The 24895-nt window shown below is 60.0% G+C and carries 27 protein-coding genes; 6 read left to right on the top strand and 21 right to left on the bottom strand.

From position 1 onward, the window contains the following. Positions 1–134 precede the first annotated feature (134 nt). The 14 genes from rpsQ to creB all read right to left on the bottom strand — a co-directional run bounded on the left by rpsQ (position 135) and on the right by creB (position 9304). The gene (gene rpsQ / locus AC54AF_RS02660; RefSeq protein WP_010394415.1) at positions 135–407 is read right to left on the bottom strand and encodes a 30S ribosomal protein S17; all 273 of its coding nucleotides are present in this window, start codon (positions 405–407) and stop codon (positions 135–137) included. Continuing rightward, positions 404–595 carry a 50S ribosomal protein L29 gene (gene rpmC / locus AC54AF_RS02665; protein ID WP_010394412.1) on the bottom strand — a complete coding sequence of 64 codons (192 nt, stop codon included), beginning with the start codon at positions 593–595 and terminating at the stop codon, positions 404–406. The genes rpsQ and rpmC overlap by 4 nt, the downstream gene beginning before the upstream one ends. A 12-nt stretch (positions 596–607) precedes the next feature. Beyond that, complete coding sequence (gene rplP / locus AC54AF_RS02670; protein ID WP_034753201.1) at positions 608–1027, bottom strand: 50S ribosomal protein L16; 420 nt, start codon at positions 1025–1027, stop codon at positions 608–610. Positions 1028–1029: 2 nt separating this feature from the next. Next, positions 1030–1854: a 30S ribosomal protein S3 gene (gene rpsC / locus AC54AF_RS02675; protein WP_034753199.1), complete on the bottom strand. Its 825-nt coding sequence runs from the start codon at positions 1852–1854 to the stop codon at positions 1030–1032. Positions 1855–1863: 9 nt separating this feature from the next. Further along, positions 1864–2196: a 50S ribosomal protein L22 gene (rplV, locus tag AC54AF_RS02680; protein ID WP_170840583.1), complete on the bottom strand. Its 333-nt coding sequence runs from the start codon at positions 2194–2196 to the stop codon at positions 1864–1866. Continuing rightward, complete coding sequence (gene rpsS / locus AC54AF_RS02685; protein ID WP_008444295.1) at positions 2193–2468, bottom strand: 30S ribosomal protein S19; 276 nt, start codon at positions 2466–2468, stop codon at positions 2193–2195. Before rpsS ends, rplV begins: the two co-directional genes overlap by 4 nt. A gap of 10 nt (positions 2469–2478) precedes the next feature. Beyond that, on the bottom strand, positions 2479–3306 hold the full coding sequence (rplB, locus tag AC54AF_RS02690; RefSeq protein ID WP_034753198.1) for a 50S ribosomal protein L2: 828 nt from the start codon (positions 3304–3306) through the stop codon (positions 2479–2481). After that, positions 3306–3623 (bottom strand): 50S ribosomal protein L23, encoded by a 318-nt coding sequence (rplW, locus tag AC54AF_RS02695; protein ID WP_010394398.1) that lies wholly within the window; start codon positions 3621–3623, stop codon positions 3306–3308. Before rplW ends, rplB begins: the two co-directional genes overlap by 1 nt. Continuing rightward, complete coding sequence (gene rplD / locus AC54AF_RS02700) at positions 3620–4240, bottom strand: 50S ribosomal protein L4 (protein ID WP_034753197.1); 621 nt, start codon at positions 4238–4240, stop codon at positions 3620–3622. Before rplD ends, rplW begins: the two co-directional genes overlap by 4 nt. Before the next feature lie 3 nt (positions 4241–4243). Further along, positions 4244–4900, bottom strand: a complete 657-nt coding sequence (rplC, locus tag AC54AF_RS02705) for a 50S ribosomal protein L3 (protein WP_010394393.1) — start codon at positions 4898–4900, stop codon at positions 4244–4246. Between the two features lie 325 nt (positions 4901–5225). Beyond that, positions 5226–5414: a hypothetical protein gene (locus AC54AF_RS02710; RefSeq protein WP_496635188.1), complete on the bottom strand. Its 189-nt coding sequence runs from the start codon at positions 5412–5414 to the stop codon at positions 5226–5228. 247 nt (positions 5415–5661) lie between these two features. Next, the gene (gene creD, locus AC54AF_RS02715) at positions 5662–7053 is read right to left on the bottom strand and encodes a cell envelope integrity protein CreD (RefSeq protein ID WP_496635190.1); all 1392 of its coding nucleotides are present in this window, start codon (positions 7051–7053) and stop codon (positions 5662–5664) included. A gap of 101 nt (positions 7054–7154) precedes the next feature. Further along, on the bottom strand, positions 7155–8576 hold the full coding sequence (gene creC / locus AC54AF_RS02720) for a two-component system sensor histidine kinase CreC (protein ID WP_496635192.1): 1422 nt from the start codon (positions 8574–8576) through the stop codon (positions 7155–7157). Further along, the gene (gene creB, locus AC54AF_RS02725; RefSeq protein ID WP_496635194.1) at positions 8573–9304 is read right to left on the bottom strand and encodes a two-component system response regulator CreB; all 732 of its coding nucleotides are present in this window, start codon (positions 9302–9304) and stop codon (positions 8573–8575) included. Before creB ends, creC begins: the two co-directional genes overlap by 4 nt. A 175-nt stretch (positions 9305–9479) precedes the next feature. Here creB and AC54AF_RS02730 point away from each other — a divergent pair, with 175 nt between their 5' ends. Beyond that, complete coding sequence (locus tag AC54AF_RS02730) at positions 9480–10028, top strand: tetratricopeptide repeat protein (RefSeq protein WP_496635196.1); 549 nt, start codon at positions 9480–9482, stop codon at positions 10026–10028. Between the two features lie 18 nt (positions 10029–10046). Here the strand turns inward: AC54AF_RS02730 and AC54AF_RS02735 are convergent, their stop codons facing one another. The 6 genes from AC54AF_RS02735 to rpsL all read right to left on the bottom strand — a co-directional run bounded on the left by AC54AF_RS02735 (position 10047) and on the right by rpsL (position 16088). After that, the gene (locus AC54AF_RS02735; protein WP_496635198.1) at positions 10047–10892 is read right to left on the bottom strand and encodes a DUF817 domain-containing protein; all 846 of its coding nucleotides are present in this window, start codon (positions 10890–10892) and stop codon (positions 10047–10049) included. Positions 10893–11107: 215 nt separating this feature from the next. Further along, positions 11108–11425, bottom strand: coding sequence for a 30S ribosomal protein S10 (rpsJ, locus tag AC54AF_RS02740; protein WP_010394389.1), 318 nt, complete (start codon positions 11423–11425; stop codon positions 11108–11110). A gap of 179 nt (positions 11426–11604) precedes the next feature. After that, the gene (tuf, locus tag AC54AF_RS02745) at positions 11605–12795 is read right to left on the bottom strand and encodes an elongation factor Tu (RefSeq protein ID WP_034753125.1); all 1191 of its coding nucleotides are present in this window, start codon (positions 12793–12795) and stop codon (positions 11605–11607) included. A 72-nt stretch (positions 12796–12867) separates the two neighbouring features. After that, positions 12868–14973, bottom strand: coding sequence for an elongation factor G (gene fusA / locus AC54AF_RS02750; protein ID WP_131689162.1), 2106 nt, complete (start codon positions 14971–14973; stop codon positions 12868–12870). 108 nt (positions 14974–15081) lie between these two features. Next, complete coding sequence (gene rpsG / locus AC54AF_RS02755) at positions 15082–15552, bottom strand: 30S ribosomal protein S7 (RefSeq protein WP_010394377.1); 471 nt, start codon at positions 15550–15552, stop codon at positions 15082–15084. A gap of 152 nt (positions 15553–15704) precedes the next feature. Continuing rightward, on the bottom strand, positions 15705–16088 hold the full coding sequence (gene rpsL, locus AC54AF_RS02760) for a 30S ribosomal protein S12 (RefSeq protein WP_010394376.1): 384 nt from the start codon (positions 16086–16088) through the stop codon (positions 15705–15707). 425 nt (positions 16089–16513) lie between these two features. Here rpsL and AC54AF_RS02765 point away from each other — a divergent pair, with 425 nt between their 5' ends. Beyond that, complete coding sequence (locus AC54AF_RS02765) at positions 16514–18439, top strand: phosphoethanolamine transferase (protein WP_496635201.1); 1926 nt, start codon at positions 16514–16516, stop codon at positions 18437–18439. A 10-nt stretch (positions 18440–18449) separates the two neighbouring features. Here the strand turns inward: AC54AF_RS02765 and AC54AF_RS02770 are convergent, their stop codons facing one another. After that, positions 18450–20036 carry a MutS-related protein gene (locus AC54AF_RS02770; protein WP_496635203.1) on the bottom strand — a complete coding sequence of 529 codons (1587 nt, stop codon included), beginning with the start codon at positions 20034–20036 and terminating at the stop codon, positions 18450–18452. A gap of 241 nt (positions 20037–20277) precedes the next feature. Between AC54AF_RS02770 and AC54AF_RS02775 the strand changes: the two genes are divergently transcribed. The 4 genes from AC54AF_RS02775 to AC54AF_RS02790 are packed head-to-tail and all read left to right on the top strand — an operon-like array spanning position 20278 to position 24886. Then, complete coding sequence (locus tag AC54AF_RS02775; RefSeq protein WP_496635205.1) at positions 20278–21543, top strand: efflux RND transporter periplasmic adaptor subunit; 1266 nt, start codon at positions 20278–20280, stop codon at positions 21541–21543. 27 nt (positions 21544–21570) lie between these two features. After that, positions 21571–22287, top strand: a complete 717-nt coding sequence (locus tag AC54AF_RS02780; RefSeq protein WP_496635207.1) for an ABC transporter ATP-binding protein — start codon at positions 21571–21573, stop codon at positions 22285–22287. 9 nt (positions 22288–22296) lie between these two features. Beyond that, positions 22297–23619: an ABC transporter permease gene (locus AC54AF_RS02785; RefSeq protein ID WP_496635209.1), complete on the top strand. Its 1323-nt coding sequence runs from the start codon at positions 22297–22299 to the stop codon at positions 23617–23619. Positions 23620–23647: 28 nt separating this feature from the next. After that, positions 23648–24886 (top strand): ABC transporter permease, encoded by a 1239-nt coding sequence (locus tag AC54AF_RS02790; RefSeq protein WP_496635211.1) that lies wholly within the window; start codon positions 23648–23650, stop codon positions 24884–24886. Positions 24887–24895 lie beyond the last annotated feature (9 nt).

The raw sequence follows: 24895 nt of genomic DNA on the forward strand, positions 1-24895 counted from the left end.
CAACTGACCGCGAATGCTACTGTCTGTGGCCAGACACTTTGCGGCGTTACATGAACGAAGCCCGCAAGTATTACATACAATTTGCGGGCCTGCAAGTACTAATTAAAAGCCACCGCCGAAACGGTGGTTTTTATTTAAACGGTTGGTGCGGCTTGAACCACACGTGTCACCGTCCATGCCTTCGTTTTGGAGATCGGGCGACCTTCCTGGATCTCGACCGTATCACCGGCCTTGACTTGGTTGGTCTCGTCATGCGCGTGATACTTGTTCGAGCGCATGATGATCTTGCCATACAAAGGATGTTTTACGTGGCGCTCGATCAGAACGGTAACGGTCTTGTCCATCTTGTCCGAAACCACTTTACCGATCAGCGTGCGCTTGAGCGACTGTTTCACTGGTTCGTTCATTTGGCTTCCTTCAGATTCATTACCGTCTTCACACGCGCGATATCGCGGCGTACCTTCTTGAGCTGCGAAGTGTTGCTCAGCTGCTGCGTAGCGATTTGCATGCGCAGGCCGAACTGTGCCTTCAACAGGTCATTCAGCTCTTTTTGCAGAGCTGGCTGGTCCTTGCCGCGGAGTTCAGATGCTTTCATATACAACTCCAATTATTGGCCGACTTGGCGGATGACAAACGTCGTCGCCAGTGGCAGTTTAGCGGCGGCAAGACGGAATGCTTCCCGTGCCAGCGCTTCATCAACGCCATCCATTTCGTACAGTACTTTGCCTGGCTGAATTTCAGCGACGTAGTACTCAGGATTACCTTTACCGTTACCCATACGGACTTCAGCCGGTTTGTTCGAAATCGGTTTGTCCGGGAAAATACGGATCCAGATACGGCCACCGCGCTTGATGTGACGCGTCATTGCACGACGCGCCGCTTCAATTTGACGCGCAGTGATACGACCGCGCGCAACTGCCTTCAGACCGAATTCGCCAAACGACACGGCGGTGCCGCGGCTGTGCGAAATACCGGTATTACGGCCTTTCTGCTCTTTACGATACTTTCTGCGTGCTGGTTGCAGCATGATTATTCTCCTGCTTTCTCAGCTGGTGCTGCTGCGGCGGCCGGTTTAGCGGCGGTACGCACACGTGCACCTGGTGCTGTGGATGGTTTCGCACCGGCACCGGCTGGACGTGGACGGCCAGCTGGCTTGCCATCGTCACGGCGTGGGCCGCGGCTTTTCTTCTCGTCAGCTGGGGTATCGATGACTGGTGCATCGCCGTTAGGCGCGCGGTCACCCTTGTATACCCACACCTTGACACCGATGATGCCGTAGGTGGTCGACGCTTCGCTGGTACCGTAGTCGATATCGGCGCGCAGGGTATGCAGAGGCACGCGGCCTTCGCGGTACCACTCTTTACGCGCGATTTCGATACCGTTCAGACGGCCGGACGACATGATCTTGATACCGAGAGCACCCAGGCGCATTGCATTTTGCATTGCACGCTTCATGGCGCGGCGGAACATGATCCGTTTTTCCAGCTGCTGAGCGATCGAATCGGCGATCAGTTGCGAGTCGATTTCTGGCTTGCGAATTTCTTCGATGTTCACGTGAACAGGTACGCCCATGATCTTGGTCAGCGCGGACTTCAGTACTTCGATGTCTTCGCCTTTTTTACCAATGACCACGCCTGGACGCGAGCTGTAGATCGTGAAGCGCGCGTTCTTGGCTGGGCGCTCGATAACGATGCGGCCAACGGAAGCGTTCTTCAGTTTCTTTTTCAGGTAAGCACGTGCTTTCAAGTCTTCGTTCAGCATGGCAGCGAAATTACCGTTGCCTGCATACCAGCGCGAAGCCCAGTTACGGGTGACCGCCAGACGGAAACCGGTTGGATGAATTTTCTGACCCATCGTGGCTCCTTAGTTACCGACAGTCACGTAAACGTGACAGGATTGTTTCGAAATACGGTCGCCACGGCCTTTTGCACGCGCGGTGAAGCGCTTCAGGACGGGGCCCTTTTCGACGTAGATCGTTTTCACGAACAATTCGTCGATGTCCGCACCATCATTGTGCTCGGCATTCGCAATAGCGGATTCCAGAACGCGTTTGATGATCGCAGCACCTTTTTTCGGGCTGAATTGCAAGATGTTGAGTGCAGCGTCAACTTTCTTGCCACGGATCAGGTCAGCAACCAGGCGGCCCTTTTGGTCCGACAGGCGCACACCTTTGAGGATAGCTTTAGTTTCCATTATTTCTTAGCCTTTTTGTCAGCTGCATGGCCCTTGAACGTACGGGTCAGTGCGAATTCGCCGAGCTTGTGACCAACCATGTTTTCGGAAACATAAACCGGCACGTGCAGCTTGCCGTTATGAACCGCGATCGTCAGGCCGATAAAGTCAGGCATGATTGTCGAACGACGCGACCAGGTTTTGATTGGCTTTTTGTCTTTGGCTGCTTGCGCGGCTTCAACTTTTTTCACCAGGTGGGCGTCACAGAACGGCCCTTTTTTCAATGAACGTGTCATGTGCTACCCCTTATTTCTTGCCGCGGCGCGAGACGATCATGGAAGTAGTACGCTTGTTGCTGCGTGTTTTCTTACCCTTAGTCTGTTGGCCCCAAGGCGAAACTGGATGACGACCAGCTGCTGTTTTACCTTCACCACCACCGTGCGGGTGATCGACCGGGTTCATGACCACACCGCGAACGGTAGGACGAACACCGCGCCAGCGCATCGCGCCAGCCTTACCGATTTTACGCAGGCTGTGCTCGGCATTGCCGACTTCACCAACCGTTGCACGGCACTCGATGTGCACGCGACGTACTTCACCCGAGCGCAGACGCACTTGAGCGTAGGTACCTTCACGTGCCATCAGCACAACGCCAGCGCCGGCGGTACGTGCCATTTGGGCACCTTTACCTGGCAGCATTTCGACGCAATGCATCACGGTACCGACTGGGATGTTACGGATTGGCAAGCAGTTACCCGATTTGATCGGTGCCTCCGAACCGTTCATCACGCTGTCGCCAACGGCCATGCCTTTGGTTGCGATGATGTAGTGACGTTCGCCGTCGGCGTAGCACAGCAGAGCGATATTCGCGGTGCGGTTTGGATCGTATTCGATACGTTCCACTTTCGCTGGAATACCATCTTTGGTGCGCTTGAAGTCGATCAAGCGGTAGTGTTGCTTATGACCACCACCGATATGACGGGTGGTGATGTGACCGTTGTTGTTACGACCAGCGGTCTTGGATTTCTTTTCAACCAGGGCAGCGAACGGACGACCTTTGTACAGGTCGGCATTCACCACCTTCACCATGCCGCGACGGCCTGGCGAGGTTGGTTTCATCTTAACGAGTGCCATTATGCAGCCTCCTCGGAGAAGTTGATTTCCTGGCCAGGCTTCAGGCACACGAAAGCACGCTTGGTATGGTTACGACGACCGTTGAACTTGCCGGTGCGCTTTTGCTTACCTTCGCGGTTTGCAGTTTGCACGGACAGAACTTCAACCTTGAACAGCAGTTCGACCGCTGCCTTGATTTCAGGCTTGGTTGCATCCGGCAGTACGCGGAATACAATTTGCTCGTTCTTTTCCGCGACCATGGTGGCCTTTTCGGAAATCACGGGCGCCAACAGCACCTTCATCAAGCGTTCTTCGCTATGTTTCAAAATCGCGCTCATGCCAGCATCTCCTCAATCTTGGCCAATGCAGCTTTGGTGACCAGGATCTTCTTGTAGAACACCAGGGACATCGGGTCTGCGTGACGTGGCTCAACGACGAGTACGTTAGGCAGGTTGCGCGATGCCAGTTCCAGGTTTTCGTTCAGAACGTCGGTGATGATCAGAACCGAATCAAAGCCCAGGCCGTTCAATTTTTGCGACAGCAGCTTGGTTTTTGGCGCGTCGATCGTCAGATCGTCGATGACGATCAGGCGCTCTTCGCGAGCCAGCTGCGACAGGATCGAGCAGATACCTGCGCGATACATCTTTTTGTTCACTTTGTGGGTGAAGTTTTCGTCAGGCGAGTTCGGGAAAATCCGACCACCGCCGCGCCACAGTGGCGACGACGACATACCAGCACGAGCGCGGCCGGTACCTTTTTGGCGCCATGGCTTTTTCGTCGTGTGGTGAACTTCTTCACGGTCTTTTTGCTTGCGGTTACCACTACGTGCATTCGCTTGATAAGCGATGACGACTTGGTGGATCAGCGCTTCATTGTAGTCACGGCCGAAAATCGTATCGGCTGCAGCAACGTTCGAGGCGGCTTGACCTTGCGCATTCAGAAGCTTGAGTTCCATCGTTTAAGCTCCCTTCTTGGCTTTGGTTTTGATGGCTGGCGAGACAACTACCTGGCCATTTTTCGCACCTGGAATCGCGCCTTTGACCAGCAACAGCTGACGGTCGGCATCGATACGGGCGATCACGAGGTTCTGGATCGTACGGTTAACGTCACCCAGATGACCGGTCATGCGCTTACCAGGGAAAACGCGACCTGGATCTTGTGCCATACCGATGGAACCTGGAACGTTGTGCGAACGCGAGTTACCGTGCGTTGCACGGCCAGAAGCGAAGTGGTAACGTTTGATAACGCCTGCATAGCCTTTACCGATGGTAACGCCTTGCACGTCGATCTTTTGACCGACTTCGAACAGGGAAGCAGCGACAACATCGCCAGCTTTCAGTTCAGCGGCTTTAGCAGCGTCGACACGGAACTCTTTCAACAGAGTACCGGCTTCAACACCAGCTTTAGCGTGATGACCAGCAACAGCTTTGGTCACGCGGGAAGCGCGACGTTGACCGAATGCGACCTGAACAGCGGAGTAGCCATCTGTTTCAGGGGTTTTGATTTGCGCAACACGGTTGTTCGATACGTCCAACACGGTGACCGGGATCGAATCCCCTTCATCCGTGAAAATGCGCATCATACCAACCTTGCGACCGAGAAGGCCTAGGCTCATTTTTTCTCCATTCCCACCTGCGATTGGGCGGGGCTTGTTTAACTACAAAGTAACGTAGGACTCAAAAAAGACGAATCCATACCGAAGCCGGCTAGTATATAGCACAAAAACCCTTGACGCAACAAGTTAACACGAGGTATGTCAAAGTGTTGCGCGACGCCCCTGCGGGAGTTGTCGGCGCGCCGGGAAAACGCTGCCGCAAGGCAACTTGAGGGACGCAAAGCACGGCGGCATGCGGCCTCGCGGGCGATGGCGGAAACACACAGGGCGCGCCATGGCATGCGCGCCCTGCTCTTCTCATCCCGGGCTTGGCGCCCGGAAAAACTTATTGCTGACAATTGATCAGGCAATGCTCGTACAGGTCCTCGCAAATGGGGCTGCCACCGAGGTGCGCCCGGCAATTCGCCACTTTTTGCCCGCACTCGCTGTAGCACTGCGTGACATCGCCGGCAGCAAACGCATACGAGGCGCCCAGGCCGAGCGCAAACAGGAAAGCCATCGTCTTCTTGATCATATTTCATCTCCGTTTATCAGATGGAAGAACAACCTGGGCGACACGCCATCCTCGTACCGCCCCGGGCAGACGCTGCGGCGCCGGCAATTATTTAAAAAGCAATGCCAATAGCATACCGTAAACAATACCAACTAACTACCAATTAATGATGCCGCGTGCTTCCTATCCCAAAATTGAAAAAGCCAGCCCGGACACATCACCGTCCGGGCTGGCTGCAAGCATGGCGGCCCGTGGAGCCCGATTCCCCCTACTCTTGCGGCACCCCTTTGCCGATCTGATACCAGTCCACCTTGCGCGTCGCCACCATGATGGCTGCCAGCACGGCGAACAACAGGATACTGCCCATCACCAGCGCATTGTTTTCCGAGCTGAGCAAACCATACAGGGCGCCATACAGCACGGTCAGGGCCACACCGAAGCCGATGCCGCGCCAGGCGTTGTGCAGCACGTGCACCAGATAAAAGCTGGTCAGAACGATACAGGCGGCGCTGGCGATCAGGTAGGCGGCCAGGAAGGCGATGTGCTCGGCCAGGCCTACCAGTAGCAGGAAGAAGATGACCAGCGACAAACCCACCAGCAGATACTGCACCGGGTGGATGGGCAGGCTTTTCAGGATTTCAAAGATGAAGAAGGCGGCAAAGGTCAGCGCCACGAACAGCAAGCCATATTTCGTGGCCCGGTCCGATTGCGAGTACACGTTCACCGGCTCGATGAAACCGACACTGAAGCGATCGATCTGGCCCAGCGGCGCGCTGTCGGGCACCTTGAATTCCCCCTCGATGGTGCTCAGCTGCGTTTGCGCATTGGTGGCCAGCGACGAGATATTCCACGCCACATTGAACCCCCGGGCATCGATCTGGCGGTTCTTCGGCGACGGCAGGAAGCGCCCGCCAAACTGCGGATGGGGCCAGTTCGACTTGATGCTGATCTGGCTGTTCTTGGCCACCGGCACGAAGTGCTGGCGTTCGATGCCATCGAGCCCCAGGTCAAAGCTGAAGCGCACCTGCTGCGGCGCCGCCAGAGGCATGGCGCCCAGCGGCGCATGCAGGCCGCTGCGGAAGGCAAACAGGTCGGTGCCCTGCTCGAACTCGATCTTCCGGCCGCCCCAGTCGATTTTCGGGATATTGCGGATGCCGCGCACGTCCTCGATGGACAGGGCCACGAAAGGCGTGCCCAGGGTCACGCGCGAGTCCGGCGTCTTGCGCGGCAGCTGGCTGCTGGCCGGCACCGTAAAGTCGCCCTTGAACGCATGCTGGCCGCTGTAGACCAGCACCTGGTGAATGCCGCGGTAGCGCCGATCCGTCTCAATGTTGCCGTTGATCTGCAGATCGTTCGGATACACGAGCAGGCGGCGCTGCACCATACGGCGCAGCAACTCCGTGCGCACAGGCGATTTCGCTTCCTTGTCATCGCCCCTGGCCACTTCCACGCGCTCTTCGTACTGCTCCGTGTAGGGAATCACCAGGATGGGGCCGATGATGGTTTGTTCGCGCACCGAATCGGCGGCGATGCTGTTGACGGCTTCCTGGCGGAATTCCATCCGCTCCTTGATCGTTTCCTGAATCATCAGCAAAGGCAGGCCGATCAGCAACATCAGGCCGAACACGATCAACGCTTTGACGAATAGAGTTTTTTGCATGGCGCATCCTTGAAGTAAGGATGACAGTGTAAAAAAACCATGTGCGCTGAATGTGCGTTGCGTGTGAAGTCCGGAAATAAATACGGTTAAATGCCGCCCAACTACACCAGCGGCAGGCACAGGCGCGCGCAGGCGCCGCCCTCGGCATGATTGAGCACCTCGACCGTGCCACCATGCAGGGAAGCGACTTCGCGCACGAAGGGCAGGCCCAGGCCCGTGCTCTTGCCGGCGCTCGGGCGCGGCAAGGAATAAAAGCGCTCGAAGACGCGCTCGAGCGCATACGCGGGGATGCCTGCGCCCCGGTCGCGCACGGCAATTTCCACCTGGCTGCCCTGGCGCCGCGCCGTCAGGTCGATGCAGCTACCCGGTGGCGCAAAGCCGGCCGCGTTGTCAAGCAGGTTGCCCAGCGCCTGGCGCAGCAGCAGGGCGTCCCCGGCCACGCTCCCCTCTTCCGCCTGCAATTGCAGGCGCACGCCGCGCGCCGTCAGGGTGGCGGCCGCGTCCTGCGCCACTTGCGCCAGCAGGGGCGCCAGGGCGATGCGCTCGGGGCTATCCAGGCGCTGCTGCTTTTCCACGCGCACGAGGGCCAGCAGCTTGTCGATCAGCTGCCGCTGGCGCGCATTCTGTTCCAGGATGCTGGCCAGGAACTGGCGGCGCTCGGCCGGCGGCATGTCTTCCTGCAGCAGTTCGGCCGAGGCCTGGATGGCAGCGATCGGGCTTTTCAATTCATGCGCCAGGGTGTGCATCAGCTGCTCCACATATTCCTTCCCTTCCAGGCGCGTGCGCATGGCGTCGAGCGCCCGCCCCAGGGTGCCGATCTCGTTCCTGCCCAACGCCGGCAGCGCCACCTTGCGTCCCGCCTCCACGTCGCCGATGTAATGCATCAGCTTGCCCAGCGCATGGTGCAGCCACCAGGCGAATGCCAGGCCGATCAGCAGCGATAGCAACAGCAGCACGGCGCCACGCTGCAGGATCTTGCGCTGGCTGCGTTCGACAAACGCTTGCACGCTGGCATTCGGCTTGGCCACCGTCAGCACGCCGATCACCTCATTGCCGTCACGGATCGGCGCGGCCACGTGCATCACCGTCGACATCTCGTCGTCGGGCCGGCTGCGCGTGCTGCGCGCGCCATACTTGCCCTGCAAGGTCAGATACACGTCATTCCAGCGCGAATAGTCGCGCCCCACGTCGCGCCCGCTGGAATCGAACAGCACGATGCCGCGCCGGTCCGTGATATAGATGCGGTAGTCGAGCGTGCGCTTGCGCACGCCATTGATATTGACGTCCACGCCATGGCGCGCGTAGTCCTGCATGCGTTCGGCCACGGGCGACTGCGCCAGCGTGTCCGCCTTCAAATCGGGCGCAACCAGGCTGGCCAGCAGTTGCGAGGTATCGACCAAGGTATCTTCCAGGGTCGAGCGCACGCCCGGCTTGACCTGCTCCATGAAGACGTTCAGCAAGAACCACGCGGCCAGACCCACGATCAGGAAGTAGCCCAGCAGGATGCGCAGGCCGATCTTCATGTACCGGCCAGGCTGTAGCCGAGGCCACGGTGGGTGTGGATGGGGTCGACCTGCGCATCGACGGCGCGCAGCTTGGCGCGCAGGGATTTGATGTGCGCGTCGACGGTGCGCTCGAGCGTGTCGGGCGCACCGCTCCACACGCGTTCCATCAGTTGCGCACGCGACAGCACGTGGCCTGGATGCGCGAGCAGGGTTTTCAGCAACAGGTATTCATAGCGGGTCAGGTCCAGCGGCTGACCGTGAAACAGTACTTTCGCCTCCAGCGCGCGCAACTCGAAGCGCGCCGGCGCGGTCACGGCAACAGGCGCGGCTATCGTCATGCCAGTCTCGCGCGGCACCTGGGCGACGCCTGCGCGGCGCAAGATGACGCGGATGCGCGCCACCAGTTCGCGCGGCGAAAACGGTTTGGTGACGTAATCGTCGGCGCCGATTTCCAGGCCGACGATACGGTCGATCTCGTCGCTGCGGGCCGTCAGGAAGATCACCGGCACCTCGGAAAACTGGCGCAGCCGGCGGCACACCTCCAGCCCGCTCATGTCGGGCAAGCCCACGTCGAGCACCACCAGAACGGGCATCTGCGCGGCTTCGCCGGGCGTTGGGCGCAACGCGGCCAGGGCTTGCTCGCCCAACATCACATGGCGCGGCGTCAAGCCGTCCGTGCGCAAGGCATAGGCGATGCTGTCGGCAATCGCCTGTTCATCTTCCACGATCAGGACAGTCTTGGACATGGTGGCGGCACGCAATAGTGGACAGACCCGGAGTATCCCTGAAGCACGCAAGCGGCGTCAATCGCGCGCCTTGCCGTGCGCCGGCAAAAAGCCACCCGCCCCAAAACACTTATAGTATATTTATCACAGCATGACTCCACTGATACACCGTGTCCAGCACCCGTCCGAGGAGACTATGAAGAACCATACCATCAGCCTGCTATGCGCAGTCAGCCTGCTGGCCGCCTGCGCGGCGCCAGCGACGCTCACCACCTCCAACGCGCAACAAGACGCCTGCAACGCGGCCGAACTCAAAGGCCAGTTTGGCGAAGCGGAACTGGCTTGCGTACAGGCGCTGCGCAGCGCCGAGCAGGCCGGGGCCAGCGCGGATATCCTCTCGCAGCGCCAGTACAACCTGGGCCGCATCAAGCGCCTGCAGGGCAAGAATGCCGAAGCGGAGCAGCTATACCGGCAAGCCCTGGCCACGGAAGAAACGGCGCAGCCGCGCAGCGATGCGCGCGTCGGCCGCCGCATGGTGGAACTGGCGTCGGCGCTGGCCGCGCAAGGCAAGTGGCAGGAAGGCACCGGCTATCTGGAACGCGTGCTGCCGCTGCTGCCGAAGCTGTCGCCCGCCTCGCGCACGTATTCGGCGCAAGTGCTGCGCCAGTACGCCAGACAGCTGCAAGGCGGTCCGCAGGCGACACTGGGCAATCGCTTTGAAGCAGTGGCCGCCAGCCTGCAATAAGAGACTCCCGGACCCGGCCTAGGGTTGGGCGACGTGGATGCTGGCCTTGATGTGCTTGAGGTGGGCCACGATGGTGAACGTCATCACCACCAGCAGCGACCATGAACTCCATTTGCTGACATGCACCACCGACCAGGCGCCAAGCTGATTCGGATAGCGCCACACGCCCCAGAAGGTGCTGATGTTTTCAGCCAGCCAGATGAAAAAGCCGACCAGCACGAAACCGAGCAGCAAGGGCATGCTGCGGTCGCGGTCGAGCGGGCGGAACACCACGGTCGTGCGCGCGTACAAGCCCAGGGCGCAGGCGGCCAGATACCAGCGATAGTCGCCGATGTAGTGATGGGTGAAGAAGTTGGCGTAGATCAGCAGCGCGATCAGCACCGCCATCCAGTATGGCGGATGGTGGCGAATCCGCATGTCGAGCAGGCGCCATGTCTGGATGATATAGCTGCCGACGGCCGCATACATGAAGCCGGAAAACAGGGGCACGCCGAACACCTTGGTATAGGCGAAGTCGGGATAGCTCCATGACTGGATCGCCCCCGATACCTTGAATACCTCCAGCGCGAAGCCGACCGCATGAAACAGGCAGATGGCTTTCAATTCATCCCACGTTTCCAGTCCGCTCCACAGCATCGCGCCCTGGATCGCCAGCGCCGCCAGCAGCAGCACGTCATAGCGCGGCAGGCCGAACAGGCCGGCGCGCGGCACCAGGAACACGGTAGCGAAAAACAGTCCCACGAACAGGCACGACCTCGCCTCCTTGATGCCGAAATACAAAAATTCGGCCAGGAAGCGCGACCAGCCGCGCAAGCGCTGACGGGGAGTCGCATTTAACAGGTGGGTATCGAGGACATTAAGCATGCAGCAACTTTATCGGCCGTCCGCGGCGCTGTAAAGCGATTTTGCACCGGCACGCAGGGGCCGCCAGTGCTGGGCAGGCACCAATAGCAATGGGGCCGGGCGCACTCACGATCGTGAGCAGGCCCGGCCCCATCATCAGGCAGCGGGACACCCCGCCGGCCTGGAACAGCTGTCAACACCTGGCGCTACGGTGTTGTCAGCTGCCCTGGAAACTCTTATTGCAGTTTGATTTCGACATCAACACCAGCTGGCAGGTCCAGCTTCATCAGCGCGTCAACGGTTTTATCCGTTGGGTCAACGATGTCCATCAGGCGTTGGTGCGTACGGATCTCGAACTGATCGCGCGAAGTTTTGTTGACGTGCGGGGAACGCAGCACATCGAAACGTTGAATACGGGTAGGCAGTGGTACTGGGCCTTTGACGACAGCGCCGGTGCGCTTCGCGGTTTCAACGATTTCCAGAGCGGACTGGTCGATCAGTTTGTAATCGAAAGCCTTCAGGCGGATACGGATTTTTTGGTTTGGTGCCGACATGATATTTCCTTAAAAGAACGAACCGCGCGGTCTGCACGGCAATGAGGTCATACGGGAATTTCTGACGCAACAACCGTCAGGGTCGACATGATAGCACCAAAATGCTTGCCAACCCCGGCAGTTGGATAAAAAGAAGGGCGCCGGGCGACGACGCGTCTTCTTTTATGCAGGCTTAAGAATTAAGCCAGGATTTTTGCAACAACACCAGCGCCGACGGTACGACCGCCTTCACGGATAGCGAAGCGCAGACCTTCTTCCATCGCGATCGGGTTGATCAGCTTGACGGTGATCGACACGTTATCGCCTGGCATGACCATTTCTTTGTCTGCTGGCAACTCAATCGAACCGGTTACGTCCGTCGTGCGGAAGTAGAACTGTGGACGATAGTTGTTGAAGAATGGCGTATGACGGCCGCCTTCGTCTTTCGACAGAACATAGATCTCGCCGGTGAAGTGAGCATGCGGCTTGATCGAGCCTGGCTTTGCCAGAACTTGACCACGTTGCACGTCTTCACGCTTGGTGCCGCGCAGCAGCAGACCAACGTTGTCGCCTGCTTGACCTTGGTCCAGCAGCTTGCGGAACATTTCCACGCCGGTGCAAGTCGTTTTGACGGTATCGGTGATACCGACGATTTCGATCTCTTCGCCGACTTTGACGATGCCGCGCTCGATACGACCGGTTACAACCGTACCGCGACCCGAGATCGAGAACACGTCTTCTACTGGCATCAGGAACGCACCGTCAACAGCGCGCTCTGGCGTTGGGATGTAAGCATCCAGCGCATCGGCCAGACGCAGCACTGCGTCAACGCCCATTTCGCCTTCTTTGCCTTCCAGCGCCATACGTGCCGAACCTTTGATGATTGGCAGGTCGTCGCCTGGGAATTCGTACTTCGACAACAGCTCGCGCACTTCCATTTCAACCAGTTCCAGCAGCTCTGCGTCGTCGACCAGGTCGCACTTGTTCAGGAACACGATGATGTACGGAACGCCAACTTGGCGGGCCAGCAGGATGTGTTCGCGGGTCTGTGGCATTGGGCCGTCAGCTGCGGAGCACACCAGGATCGCGCCGTCCATCTGGGCAGCACCGGTAATCATGTTTTTGATGTAATCGGCGTGGCCTGGGCAGTCAACGTGCGCGTAGTGACGCGTTTCCGTTTCGTACTCGACGTGGGCGGTGTTAATCGTGATACCGCGCGCTTTTTCTTCTGGTGCCGCATCGATCTGGTCGTATGCTTTAGCTTCGCCGCCGAATTTCTTCGACAGAACCGTTGCGATTGCAGCGGTCAGCGTGGTTTTACCGTGGTCGACGTGGCCGATGGTGCCGACGTTGACGTGCGGCTTGGTCCGTTCGAATTTACCTTTTGCCATTTTATTCTTCCTTAGAACAATGATTTAAATGTAGGGACCGGCATTCTCGTGAAAGCCGGCCCGGAACTTCTATTACTTAGCTTTCGAGCTTACGATTGCTTCAGTCACATGCTTAGGTGCTTCAGCATAGTGCTTGAATTCCATCGTGTAAGTCGCACGACCTTGGGTCGACGAACGCAACGACGTGGCGTAACCGAACATTTCCGACAGAGGCACTTCGGCCTTGATGATCTTGCCGCCACCGCCAGCAATTTCATCCATACCTTGCACCATGCCGCGACGCGACGACAGATCGCCCATCACGGTACCGGCGTAATCTTCCGGCGTTTCCACTTCCACGGCCATCATCGGCTCCAGGATGACTGGCGATGCTTTGCGGCAGCCATCTTTGAATGCCATCGAAGCGGCCATGCGGAATGCATTTTCGTTCGAGTCAACATCATGGTACGAACCGAAGAACAGCGTGACTTTCACGTCAACGACTGGGTAGCCAGCCATCACGCCCGAAGTCAGCGTGTCGCGCACACCTTTTTCAACTGCAGGGATGTATTCGCGAGGAACGGTACCGCCCTTGATCGCGTCAACGAATTCGAAGCCCTTGCCCGGTTCTTGCGGTTCGATCTTCAGAACCACGTGACCGTATTGACCACGACCACCCGATTGCTTGACGAATTTGCCTTCCGACTCTTCGCACACTTTACGGATCGTTTCGCGGTAAGCCACTTGTGGCTTGCCGACGGTCGCTTCAACGTTGAATTCGCGCTTCATGCGGTCAACGATGATGTCCAGATGCAACTCGCCCATACCGGCGATGATGGTCTGGCCCGATTCTTCATCGGTACGCACGCGGAACGATGGATCTTCTGCAGCCAGACGGTTCAGCGCCAGGCCCATTTTTTCCTGGTCGGCCTTGGTTTTTGGCTCGACTGCCTGCGAAATCACCGGCTCAGGGAAGACCATGCGCTCCAGAACTACGCTGGCTTTTTCGTCGCAAAGCGTATCGCCAGTGGTGGTGTCTTTCAGACCCACAACGGCGGCGATGTCGCCAGCGCGCATTTCCTTGATTTCTTCGCGTTCGTTCGCTTGCATCTGCACGATACGGCCGATACGCTCTTTCTTCTGCTTCACGGAGTTCAACACCGAGTCGCCCGAATTCAGGGTACCCGAGTAGCAACGGATGAAGCACAACTGACCGACGAACGGATCGGTTGCGATCTTGAACGCCAATGCCGAGAATTTCTCATTGTCGTCAGCTGCGCGCTCGACTGGCTGCTCGTCCTCGTCCAGACCTGGGACAGGTGGAATGTCGATTGGCGATGGCAGGTACTCGATGACCGCGTCCAACATGGCTTGTACGCCCTTGTTCTTAAAGGCGGTACCGCACAGCATTGGAACGATTTCGCTGGCGATGGTACGCTGACGCAGAGCAGCCTTGATCTCGGCTTCCGACAGGTCGCCTTCTTCCAGGTACTTGTTCATCAGGTCTTCCGACGCTTCAGCAGCGGCTTCCACCATGTTTTCGCGCCACTTGGCAGCTTCAGCCGCCAGGTTCGCTGGAATTTCGCCGTATTCAAACTTCATGCCTTGCGAAGCGTCGTCCCAGATAACCGCTTTCATCTTGACCAGATCGATAACACCGGTGAAGACGTCTTCAGCGCCGATAGGCATCTGAATAGGTACTGGGTTGGCTTTCAGACGCGAACGCATCTGATCGTAGACCTTGAAGAAGTTGGCGCCGGTACGGTCCATCTTGTTCACGAAGGCCAGACGTGGCACCTTGTACTTGTTAGCCTGACGCCATACCGTTTCCGATTGTGGCTGCACGCCGCCGACTGCACAGTAAACCATGCAGGCGCCATCCAACACGCGCATCGAACGTTCCACTTCAATGGTGAAGTCAACGTGGCCTGGGGTGTCGATGATGTTGATGTGGTGCGCTGGGAAGTTGTTTGCCATGCCTTTCCAGAAGCACGTAACAGCAGCCGAGGTAATCGTGATACCGCGCTCTTGCTCCTGTGCCATCCAGTCGGTGGTGGCAGCGCCATCATGGACTTCGCCCAGCTTGTGGTTCACGCCTGTGTAGAACAGGACGCGCTCGGTCGTGGTCGTCTTACCTGCATCGATGTGAGCGGAGATACCGATATTACGATAGCGCTCAATGGGGGTCTTGCGGGCCATAATTAATCCTAAATGAATGGACAAAACCGAGCAGCATTTTTTTGCAAAAATGAGCCCGGCCTCGAACAACAGATGCTTGACAGCCGCCTTGCGGTAGCTGGCTTTATATTAGAAGCGGAAATGCGAGAACGCTTTGTTCGCTTCAGCCATACGATGGACTTCGTCGCGTTTTTTCATCGCGCCGCCGCGGCTTTCAGCCGCTTCCATCAGCTCACCGCCGAGGCGTTGTGGCATCGATTTTTCGCTGCGCTTGTTAGCAGCTTCACGCAACCAACGCATGGACAGAGCCATACGACGGACTGGGCGAACTTCGACCGGCACCTGGTAGTTTGCACCACCGACGCGACGGGATTTCACCTCAACCAACGGCTTGGCGTTGTTGATTGCGGTAGCAAAAACTTCGAGTGGATCTTTGCCCGATTTTGCTGCGATGTGCTCGAAAGCACCGTAGATGATGTTTTCTGCAACCGATTTCTTACCGGACAGCATCAGCACGTTTACAAATTTAGCGACATCAGTGTTGCCGAATTTTGGATCTGGCAAAATTTCGCGCTTGGGTACTTCACGACGACGTGGCATATCAATTCCTTTCAATCTTCAGTTGAGCGCGCGTTCTTCGCACACTCGCGGACGACCATCATAGTCTTCCACTTACTCGACCAGATGCGGTCGACTACATTCACTTAGCTAGTTGCCACTGAGCGAAACTTGGGTTTGCTGCGTACAACTTATTACTTCTTGCCTGCTTTAGCGCGCTTGGTACCGTACTTCGAACGCGATTGCTTACGGTCTTTAACGCCTTGGGTATCCAGGGCACCGCGAACCATGTGGTAACGCACACCCGGCAAATCCTTGACGCGGCCGCCGCGCAACAGCACAACACTATGCTCTTGCAGGTTATGGCCTTCACCGCCAATGTACGAAATGACTTCGAAACCATTGGTCAGACGAACTTTAGCGACTTTACGCAGAGCCGAGTTTGGCTTCTTTGGAGTCGTGGTGTAAACACGTGTGCAGACGCCACGTTTTTGCGGGCTGTTTTCCAGCGCCGGCGATTTGCTCTTCACGGTCAAAGCGACGCGTGGATTGCGAATCAATTGATTGATGGTTGGCATCGTTATAAATCCAACAAAAAACTACGATTAATAACCCGGGCAAGATGCCCGGCGACTAAAACCTCGTCCCGCGTTCATCTACTGCGCACCGGAGGCGCCCGCAGCCACTCGATAAGGAGCGGCCATGAAATGCCAAGCAATACGTAAACGATGAGCAGAATAAAATCGAGAACTCGCTAGTTTAGACCTTGTGTTACAGGGGGTCAATCAGTTTACCGCTTTTTGCTATAAAAAAAGGCAAAAAAGCGGCACTTTTGTGGCATTTTGACTAATTTTTGGCCGCGGCACGCAGACGCCGGCACCTCGCGACGCTTGACGATTTGGCATTCTTTCTCTGCAACCAAGCATCAGGCGCGCACATTCTTGTATGACCGCAAGACAACAAAAGGATTGATAATAGCGGACATTTTTCGCTGCCCTCCCTTATGCCCTCCTTGCTTCGCCCCGCCAATCTGTTCCTGCTCCTGACGTATGCCTTGCTGACGGCCGTGCCCTTCATCCCGGTGCTGCTGGGGCGTGCGCTCGAGCATCCGTGGCAGATGCTCACCTTCGAGCTGCTGGCCTGGCTGGCCGTCTGGAGCGTGTTCAAGCGCCCCGCCTACTTCCACTGGCTGCTGGTGCCCGCCTTCCTGGCCCTGCCGACGGAAATCTACCTGTTCATCTTCTATGGCCAGGGCATTTCCACGCACCACCTGGGCATCATCTTCGAAACCAGCCCCAAGGAAGCAATGGAATTCCTCGGGCAAAAAGTGTGGCTGATGGGCGCCGTCATGCTGGGCGTGATCGCCTGGTGCGTGCTCGGCTGGTTTGCGGCCACGCGCACGCGCGACCTCGACTGGCGCGGCAAGACGCGCCCGGCCGCCTTCGCGCTGCTGATCCTGCTGGGCGGCTTCTGGTGGTATGGCTACGAATTCGGCTTCGACGCCAAGGTCCTGCACAGCGCTCCCGCGCCCGCCAAGGCCAGCCTACCGGCGGCCAGCGGCAAGGCGGTCGCCTCCGGCTTCGGCGACGCCAGCTCGGCCGGCGATGAAACGGCCGAGGAAGACGAGGAAAGCAGCAAGCCGGAGAACGCCAGCATCGCCGGCGCCGACGAAACGGGCCTGGGCTGGCCCAGCCTGCCCCACTGGGCGCGCCTGCCCTACGACGTCGACACCATCAGCAATTCCTGGCCCTTCGGCCTGGCCGCGCGCGGCTTCGATTTCTACAAGGAACGCACATACCTGGCCGAACTGGGACAGAAGAGCAGCAACTTCCGTTTCGGCGCACACCAGCAACAGCCCGATCCCAACCCGGAAGTGGTGGTCATGGTGATCGGCGAATCGTCGCGCTACGACCGCTGGAGCCTGAATGGCTATGAGCGCGACACCAATCCCCTGCTGAAGCAGGAAGCCAACCTGGTGCCGCTGGCCGACGTCATCACGGCCGTTTCCGCCACGCGCCTGTCCGTGCCCGTCATCATCTCGCGCAAGCCGGCCACGCAAAGCCTCAAGGATGGCTTCTCGGAAAAATCCTTCCTCACCGCCTACAAGGAAGCGGGCTTCAAGACCTACTGGCTGTCGAACCAGATTTCGTTCGGCCAGTTCGACACCCCCGTGTCCGTATTTGCCAAGGAAGCAGACGTGGTGCAATTCCTGAACCTGGGCGGCTTTACCAACAATTCGAACTTCGACCAGATCCTGTTCGATCCGTTCAGGAACGCGCTGGCCGACCCGGCGCCGAAAAAACTGATCGTGCTGCACACGCTGGGCAGCCACTGGAACTACAGCCAGCGCTATCCGAAATCGTTCGACAAGTGGCAACCGTCGCTGTTCGGCGTCGACAAGCCCGTCTACACGGACACGGCCATCAAGCCACAGCTCAACAACAGCTACGACAGCTCCATCCTGTACACGGACTGGTTCCTGTCGAACGTGATCGGCATGCTGAAGGACGGTGGCCAGCGCACCGCCCTGCGCAGCTCGCTCGTCTACGTGGCCGATCACGGCCAGACCCTGTACGACGGCACCTGCCGCCTGGCCTTTCACGGCCACAACACGCAGTTCGAATTCCACGTGCCCGCCTTCGTCTGGTACTCGCCGCAATTCCAGCGGCACTATCCGGACAAGGTGACGCAGCTGCAGCGCCATCAGAAGGCGCGCCTGTCGACGGAAAACATGTTCCACACGCTGCTCGACCTGGGCGACATCCGCTTTGCGGGCGAACAGCCCGAATGGAGCATCGCCAGCCCCCGCTTCAAGCAGCACAAGCGCTACGTCGACAGCTACGGCTGGACCAACTACGACAACGCCATCATCCGCGGCGATTGCCGCGAAGTGATCGACAAGAGCACGCCGGAAAAGCAGGAAAAGTAGCGCACGGCCATCAGGCCCGTTCGAGCACACCGCCGCAATCGGCCGGTTGCGCCATGTGCGTGCTGAGCCAGTCGAAGACGCGTCCGGCCTTGTCCGCGATGCCGGCGTCAAAACCGCGCTGCGCCAGCAAGGCGATGCCGTTGGTGGCCTGCAGCACGCCGGGCGCCAGCAGCAGTGCGCCAGTGTCGTCGCGGCGCACGCACCACGGCGCCAGGCAGTCTTCCAGCAACGGTCCCAGCACCAGGTTGTGCGACGAGACGATCACCAGGTGGCGCGCGGCCAACGAGTGCAGCACGGCGGCCGCCGCTGCCACCGATTCGAGGTGGTTCGTGCCGCGGAAGATTTCATCGATCAGGAACAAGGCCGGCGCACCACCCTCGGCCAGCGCCAGCAATTCGCGCGCGCGCCGCAGCTCGGCGATATAGAGACTTTCGCCGCCATCGAGCGAGTCTTCATTCTGCATGCTTGAATACAGGGGCAGCATGGGCACCTGGGCCGCCTGCGCATAGCAAAAGCCGAAGGCGCGCGCACTGATCAGATTGAGGCCCACGCCGCGCAACAGGGTACTTTTTCCCACCGCATTCTGCCCCGAAATGAAGGCGCCGCGGCCATCGAGCCGCAGCGACAGGGGCATGGCGCCCTCCAGCAGAGGATGCACCATGGCATCGAGCGACAACTGCAGCGCATCGGCTTCCTGCGCCCAGCAAGACTGCGCGCGACCCCGCATGTGGCGCGCCAGGGCCAGGTCCGCCTCCAGGTCGGCCAGCAGCAGGAAACTCTGGCGCAAGAAGGCGCGTTCGCGCCGCACCACGCGCAGGCTGTGAAAGTAGCGCCGGATATTGCCCAGCATGAGCCAGTCGTCATATTCGCTCAGCAGGGGAACCATCTTGATCCAGCGCACTGGCGTGATCTGCCGGTTGATCACGCCGGCAGCCCGCCCACCTGCTTGCAGGTCCGTCGTGAACGGAGTATCGAGCGCGCCCAGGCGGCCATGCACCAGCAGTATCTGCTGCAAGGTAAAGACACTGCGCTCCCACGGTTTGCAACGGTCGTAAAAGCGCATCTGCAACGCCATCAGCAAGAACCAGACGGGCAGCGCGACGGCCCATGCCAGCGGCGCAAACAGCCACGCGGCCAGCAGCGACACCAACAGCGCCAGGGTCGGCAGCAGCAGCCAACGGCTCCACCACGGTGGCGCTGGCGGCGGTGCGCCGCACAGCAGCGACGCCACTTCCATGTCTGCCGTGCGCAGCGGCTGCATGGCTTGCTCGATCGCCGTCTGCTGTGCCGGCGCGGCCAGCAAGGCCGCGATGCGCGCCCGCGAGGCGGCGCCCGCCGTGCCGCTTGCCAGGCGCTGATGCAATCGCTGCTGGCCAAGAATGCTGGTCTGCGTGGCAAGTTGCGCGTGGTAGGCGTCCAGCAGCATTTCATCCCACGTCTGTCTATCGAGCTGGGGCAAACCACCCTCGAGCCGCTGCAGCATGGCGATGTCGCTGGCGACAAATGGATAATCGAGTTCCGCCGGTTCGGGCAGGCTGGCAAACTGGCGCAGCCAGGGGCTCAGGCGGGCAAAAAGGGAGGGCGAAGGCGACATCATGCTCCAAAGAAGGGACCAGCATGGCGCCGCGCGCCATCACTGCCTGAGCCGCAGATCAGGTCGATTGACAGAATATCAAGATCCCTGGGCAACCGCCGCGGCCTTGCGGCGCGCGGACACCGCCTGGACGGCGCGGACACGGCGGACAGCCGGACACCAGAATGTTTCCCATTTAAAATCAACGGCTTAATAACTGGCACGGATCGTGCATTGGAAAAGGCATCCTTCACGAGACCTGACCATGATCCGCGATACTTCCTCCCAAGACGCCGTCCTGTCCGCCCCGCCGGGCCAGCGCCACAAGCAACGCGCCCTGCTGCTGGCCGGTGCCGTCATCGTCATCGGCGCTGCCATCGCTGTCGTGGCCGGCTGGCGCAACAGCGAGCATTCCGTCAACAGCAGCCGCCTGCGCATCGCCGACGTCACGCGCGGTACCCTGATCCGCGACGCGGCCGTCACTGGCCGCGTGGTCGCCTCGATCAGCCCCACCCTGTATTCGACCACGGTGGCCACCGTCACGCTGAAAGCGAAGGCGGGCGACACCGTGAAAAAGGGCGACATCCTGGCCGTGCTGGAGTCGCCGGACCTGTCCGATGCCCTCAAGCGCGAACAATCGAGCGTGCAGCAACTGGAGGCGGAAGTGGCGCGCCAGCAGATCCTGGCCAAGAAGCAGAAACTGCTGGCGCGGCGTGAAGCCGATACGGCCGAGATCGAGCGCCTGTCCGCGCAGCGCACGCTGGAACGCTATGAAAGCGTGGCGCAGGTGGGCATCATCGCCAAGATCGATTACCAGAAGGCCAAGGATGCCTTGAATTCGGCCGATATCCGCAGCAAGCACGCCTCGCAGGCGGCGGGCCTGGAAAGCGAAGACGTAAGCCTGGCGCTCAAGACCAGGGTGAATGAACTGGAACGCCAGCGCCTGGTGCGCGACAACGCCCAGCGCAGGGTCGATGAACTGACGGTGCGCGCGCCCGTCAACGGCTTTATCGGCACCCTGTCCGTGGCCAACCGCAGCGTGGTGCAAGCCAATACGGCCCTGATGACACTGGTCGACCTGTCGCAGCTGGAAGTCGAGCTGGAAGTACCGGAAACGTATGTGGCCGACATCGGCCTGGGCATGCGCGCCGAGATCGAAACGGGCGTCATCAAGGCGACCGGCAAGCTGTCGGCGCTGTCGCCCGAAGTGGTGAAAAACCAGGTGCTGGCGCGCGTGCGTTTCGACGGCGAGCAGCCGGCCGGCCTGCGCCAGAACCAGCGCGTGGCGGCGCGCCTGCTGATCGATGAAAAACCGAATGTGCTGATGCTGGCGCGCGGCTCCTTCGTCGAAGCCGAAGGCGGCCGTTTCGCCTACGTCGTGCGCGACGGCGTGGCGATGCGCACGCCGATCAAACTGGGCGCGACAAGCGTCACGGCAGTGGAAATCCTCGACGGCCTGAAGCTGGGCGACAAGGTGGTCGTCGCCGGTACGGAAAACTTCGCGAACGCGGCCCGCGTCTCGCTCAACTAACAACACTCATCCAACCAGGAGCCCTCCATGCTGCGCATGCAAAACCTGAGCAAAGTCTACCGCACCCACATGATCGAAACCCACGCGCTGCGCGGCTTTGACATCCATGTGCAACAAGGTGAATTCGTCACCGTCACGGGGCCGTCCGGCTCGGGCAAGACGAGCTTTCTGAACATCGCCGGCCTGCTCGAAGAATTCACGGACGGCGAATACCTCCTTGATGGCGTCAACGTCAGGGGCATGGACGACAATGCCCGCTCGCGCCTGCGCAATGAAAAACTCGGCTTCATCTTCCAGGGTTTTAATCTGATCCCCGACCTGTCGCTGTTCGACAACGTCGACGTGCCGCTGCGCTACCGGGGCTTCAACCGCGCCGAGCGCAAGGAGCGCATCGAGGAGGCACTGGCCAAGGTCGGCCTGGCGTCGCGCATGAAACACTATCCGGCCGAACTGTCGGGCGGCCAGCAGCAGCGCGTGGCAATCGCGCGCGCGCTGGCAGGCTCGCCCAAGCTGCTGCTGGCCGATGAACCGACGGGCAACCTGGACACGCAGATGGCACGCGGCGTGATGGAACTGCTGGAAGAAATCAACGCGCAGGGCACCACCATCCTGATGGTCACGCACGATCCGGAACTGGCGCTGCGCAGCCAGCGCAATGTGCACATCATTGACGGCCAGGTGTCGGACCTGGTGCAGCACCGCGCCTCGCTGTCGGCCAGGCCGCAGCACGCCGTGAGCGCGTAAGGAGAGACCATGTTCCGCTACTATTTCACGCTGGGCCTGCGCAGCCTGCGCCGCAACGGCGCCCTGACCGCGCTGATGGTGCTGACCCTGGCCGTCGGCGTGGCCGCCAGCGTCTCCACCGTCACCATCCTGCACGCCATGTCGGGCGATCCGTTGCCGCACAAGAGCGACCGCATGTTCGTGCCGTTGATCGACATCCTGCCCGTCAAGGGCTATGTGCCCGGTGAAAAACCGGGCTTTGCGCAAATGCAGATGAGCTATATCGATGCGCGCAATTTCATGGCCAGCAAAATCGGCGTGCGCCGCACCGTCATGTACGGCGTGGCCGGTCCGGTCGAGCCGGCGCGCAAGGATATCGGTTCCTTCCAGGCCCAGGGCATGGCGCCCACGCGTGATTTTTTCAGCATGTTCGAAGCCCCCTTTTTGTACGGCCAGCCGTGGAGCGAAGCCGATGACGCCAGCGGCGCCGACGTGATCGTCCTGAGCCGTGCACTGGCCGAAAAACTGGTTGGCACGAACAACCCGGTCGGCCAGCGCGTCACGGTGCTGGGCCGCCCCTACATGGTAACGGGCGTGCTGGCGACCTGGGACGTGGTGCCGCGCCCACACCGCATCATCGGCAGCAAGGGCGCTTTCGGCGCGGAAGACGAATTCTTCATCCCGTTTGCCAGCGCGATTCGCCACGAGACGGGACACGACGGCGGCATGAGCTGCAACGGCGAGCAGAACGCCCCCGGCTTCCAGGGCCGGCTCGGCTCAGGCTGCACCTGGCTGCAGTTCTGGTTCGAAATGGCCGGCAGCGGCGAGCGTGGCCAGTTGCAGCAGTATCTGGATGCCTATGCGGGCGAGCAGCGCAAGCTGGGACGCATGATGCGCAATGCGCCCAACAAGCTGTATGACCTGAACGAATGGATGGCCTTCCTGAAGGTGGTCGACAACGACAACAAACTGGCGGCCTGGCTGGCGTTCGGCTTTCTGTTGCTATGTCTGGTCAACACCATCGGCCTGCTGCTGGCGAAGTTTTCCGTGCGCGCCAGCGAAGTCGGCATCCGCCGCGCGCTAGGCGCCACGCGGCGCGACATCTTCCGCCAGTTCCTGATCGAAAGCGGCGTGATCGGCCTGGCTGGCGGGGTGCTGGGTCTGCTACTGGCGTTTGGCGCACTGGCCGTGGTCAGCCAGCAGTCGAAGGAACTGGGCACCGTGGCGCACATGGATGTGCCGATGCTGCTGCTGACGTTTGCCATGTCGGTGCTGGCGGCCCTGCTGGCCGGCCTGCTGCCCACCTGGCGCGCCTGCCAGGTGACGCCGGCGATCCAGCTCAAGTCCCAATGACACCCACTTATTCACTATGAGGTCCAGCATGGAAATCCGTCCCATCCTGTCGGCGCTGATGCGCAGCAAAACCGGCGCCATTCTGGTGGCCGTGCAGATCGCGATCAGCCTGGCCATCCTGGCCAACGCCCTGCACATCGTCAACCTGCGCCAGGCCGTGGCCGCACGGCCCACCGGCGTGGCCGCTGAAAACGACATTTTTTATGTCCATATCCAGAACATGAACCGCGGCAACCACCAGCGCCAGCTTGCCGAGCAGAAGCGCCAGACGGCCCTGCTGCGCGCTCTGCCGGGCGTGCTGTCGGTGGCGCAAACGTCGCAGGCCGTGCTGTCGCGCTCCGGCAACTCCACCGGCGTGTCGGCCAAGCGCAACCAGGTCACGTCCAGCGCCACCATCTCGACCTATGTCACCCCCGATTCGCTGGTCAAAACTTATGGCTTGAAGCTGGTGGAAGGACGCGACTTCCTCGCCGACGAAGTGCCCGAGATCGATGAAGATGTCGACGACAGCTACCCCAAGGTGGCCATCGTGACGCGCGCGGCGGCGCAAAAAATCTGGCCGGGCGAAACCAGCTTTGTTGGCAAGACGCTGTACCAGGGCACCGGCGCCGATGATCCCGAGCTGCGCGTGGTCGGCGTCGTCGAGCGGCTGCAGACACAGGTCGGCCAGGTCAGGGCTGAAGGCGAATACTCGATCCTGCTGCCGGCGCGCCTGACGGGTGGGCGCGATTCGCTGCTGTATGCGGTGCGCGCCGAGCCGGGCCAGCGCGACCGCCTGATGCAGGAGGCCGAGCAAGCCATCCGCACTTCCAGCAGCGATCGCCTGCTGGTCCGCACCGATACCCTGGAACAGCACCGCACGTCACGCTACCGGGCCGACCGCGGCCTGTCGTGGATGCTGATCGCCGTATCGACCCTGCTGCTGCTGGTCACGGCCAGCGGGATCGTCGGCATTGCCAGCCTGTGGGTAACGCAGCGCAGAAAACAGATCGGCGTGCGGCGTGCGCTCGGTGCCCGCCGCATCGACATCCTACGCTATTTCCTGACGGAGAATTTCATGATCACCAGCGTCGGCGTGGCGTGCGGCGTGCTGCTGGCCCTGGGCTTGAATCAGCTGCTGGTCAGCCAGCTGGAAATGGCGCGCCTGCCACCTGGCTACCTGCTGGCCGGCGCGCTCGTGTTCTGGCTGCTGGGCGTGGGCGCCGTGTACGGCCCGGCATGGCGCGCGGCGAGTATTTCGCCGGCCACTGCCACCCGCAGTACCTGAGCCGGCACC

The organism is Janthinobacterium sp. JF4 (assembly GCF_059617925.1).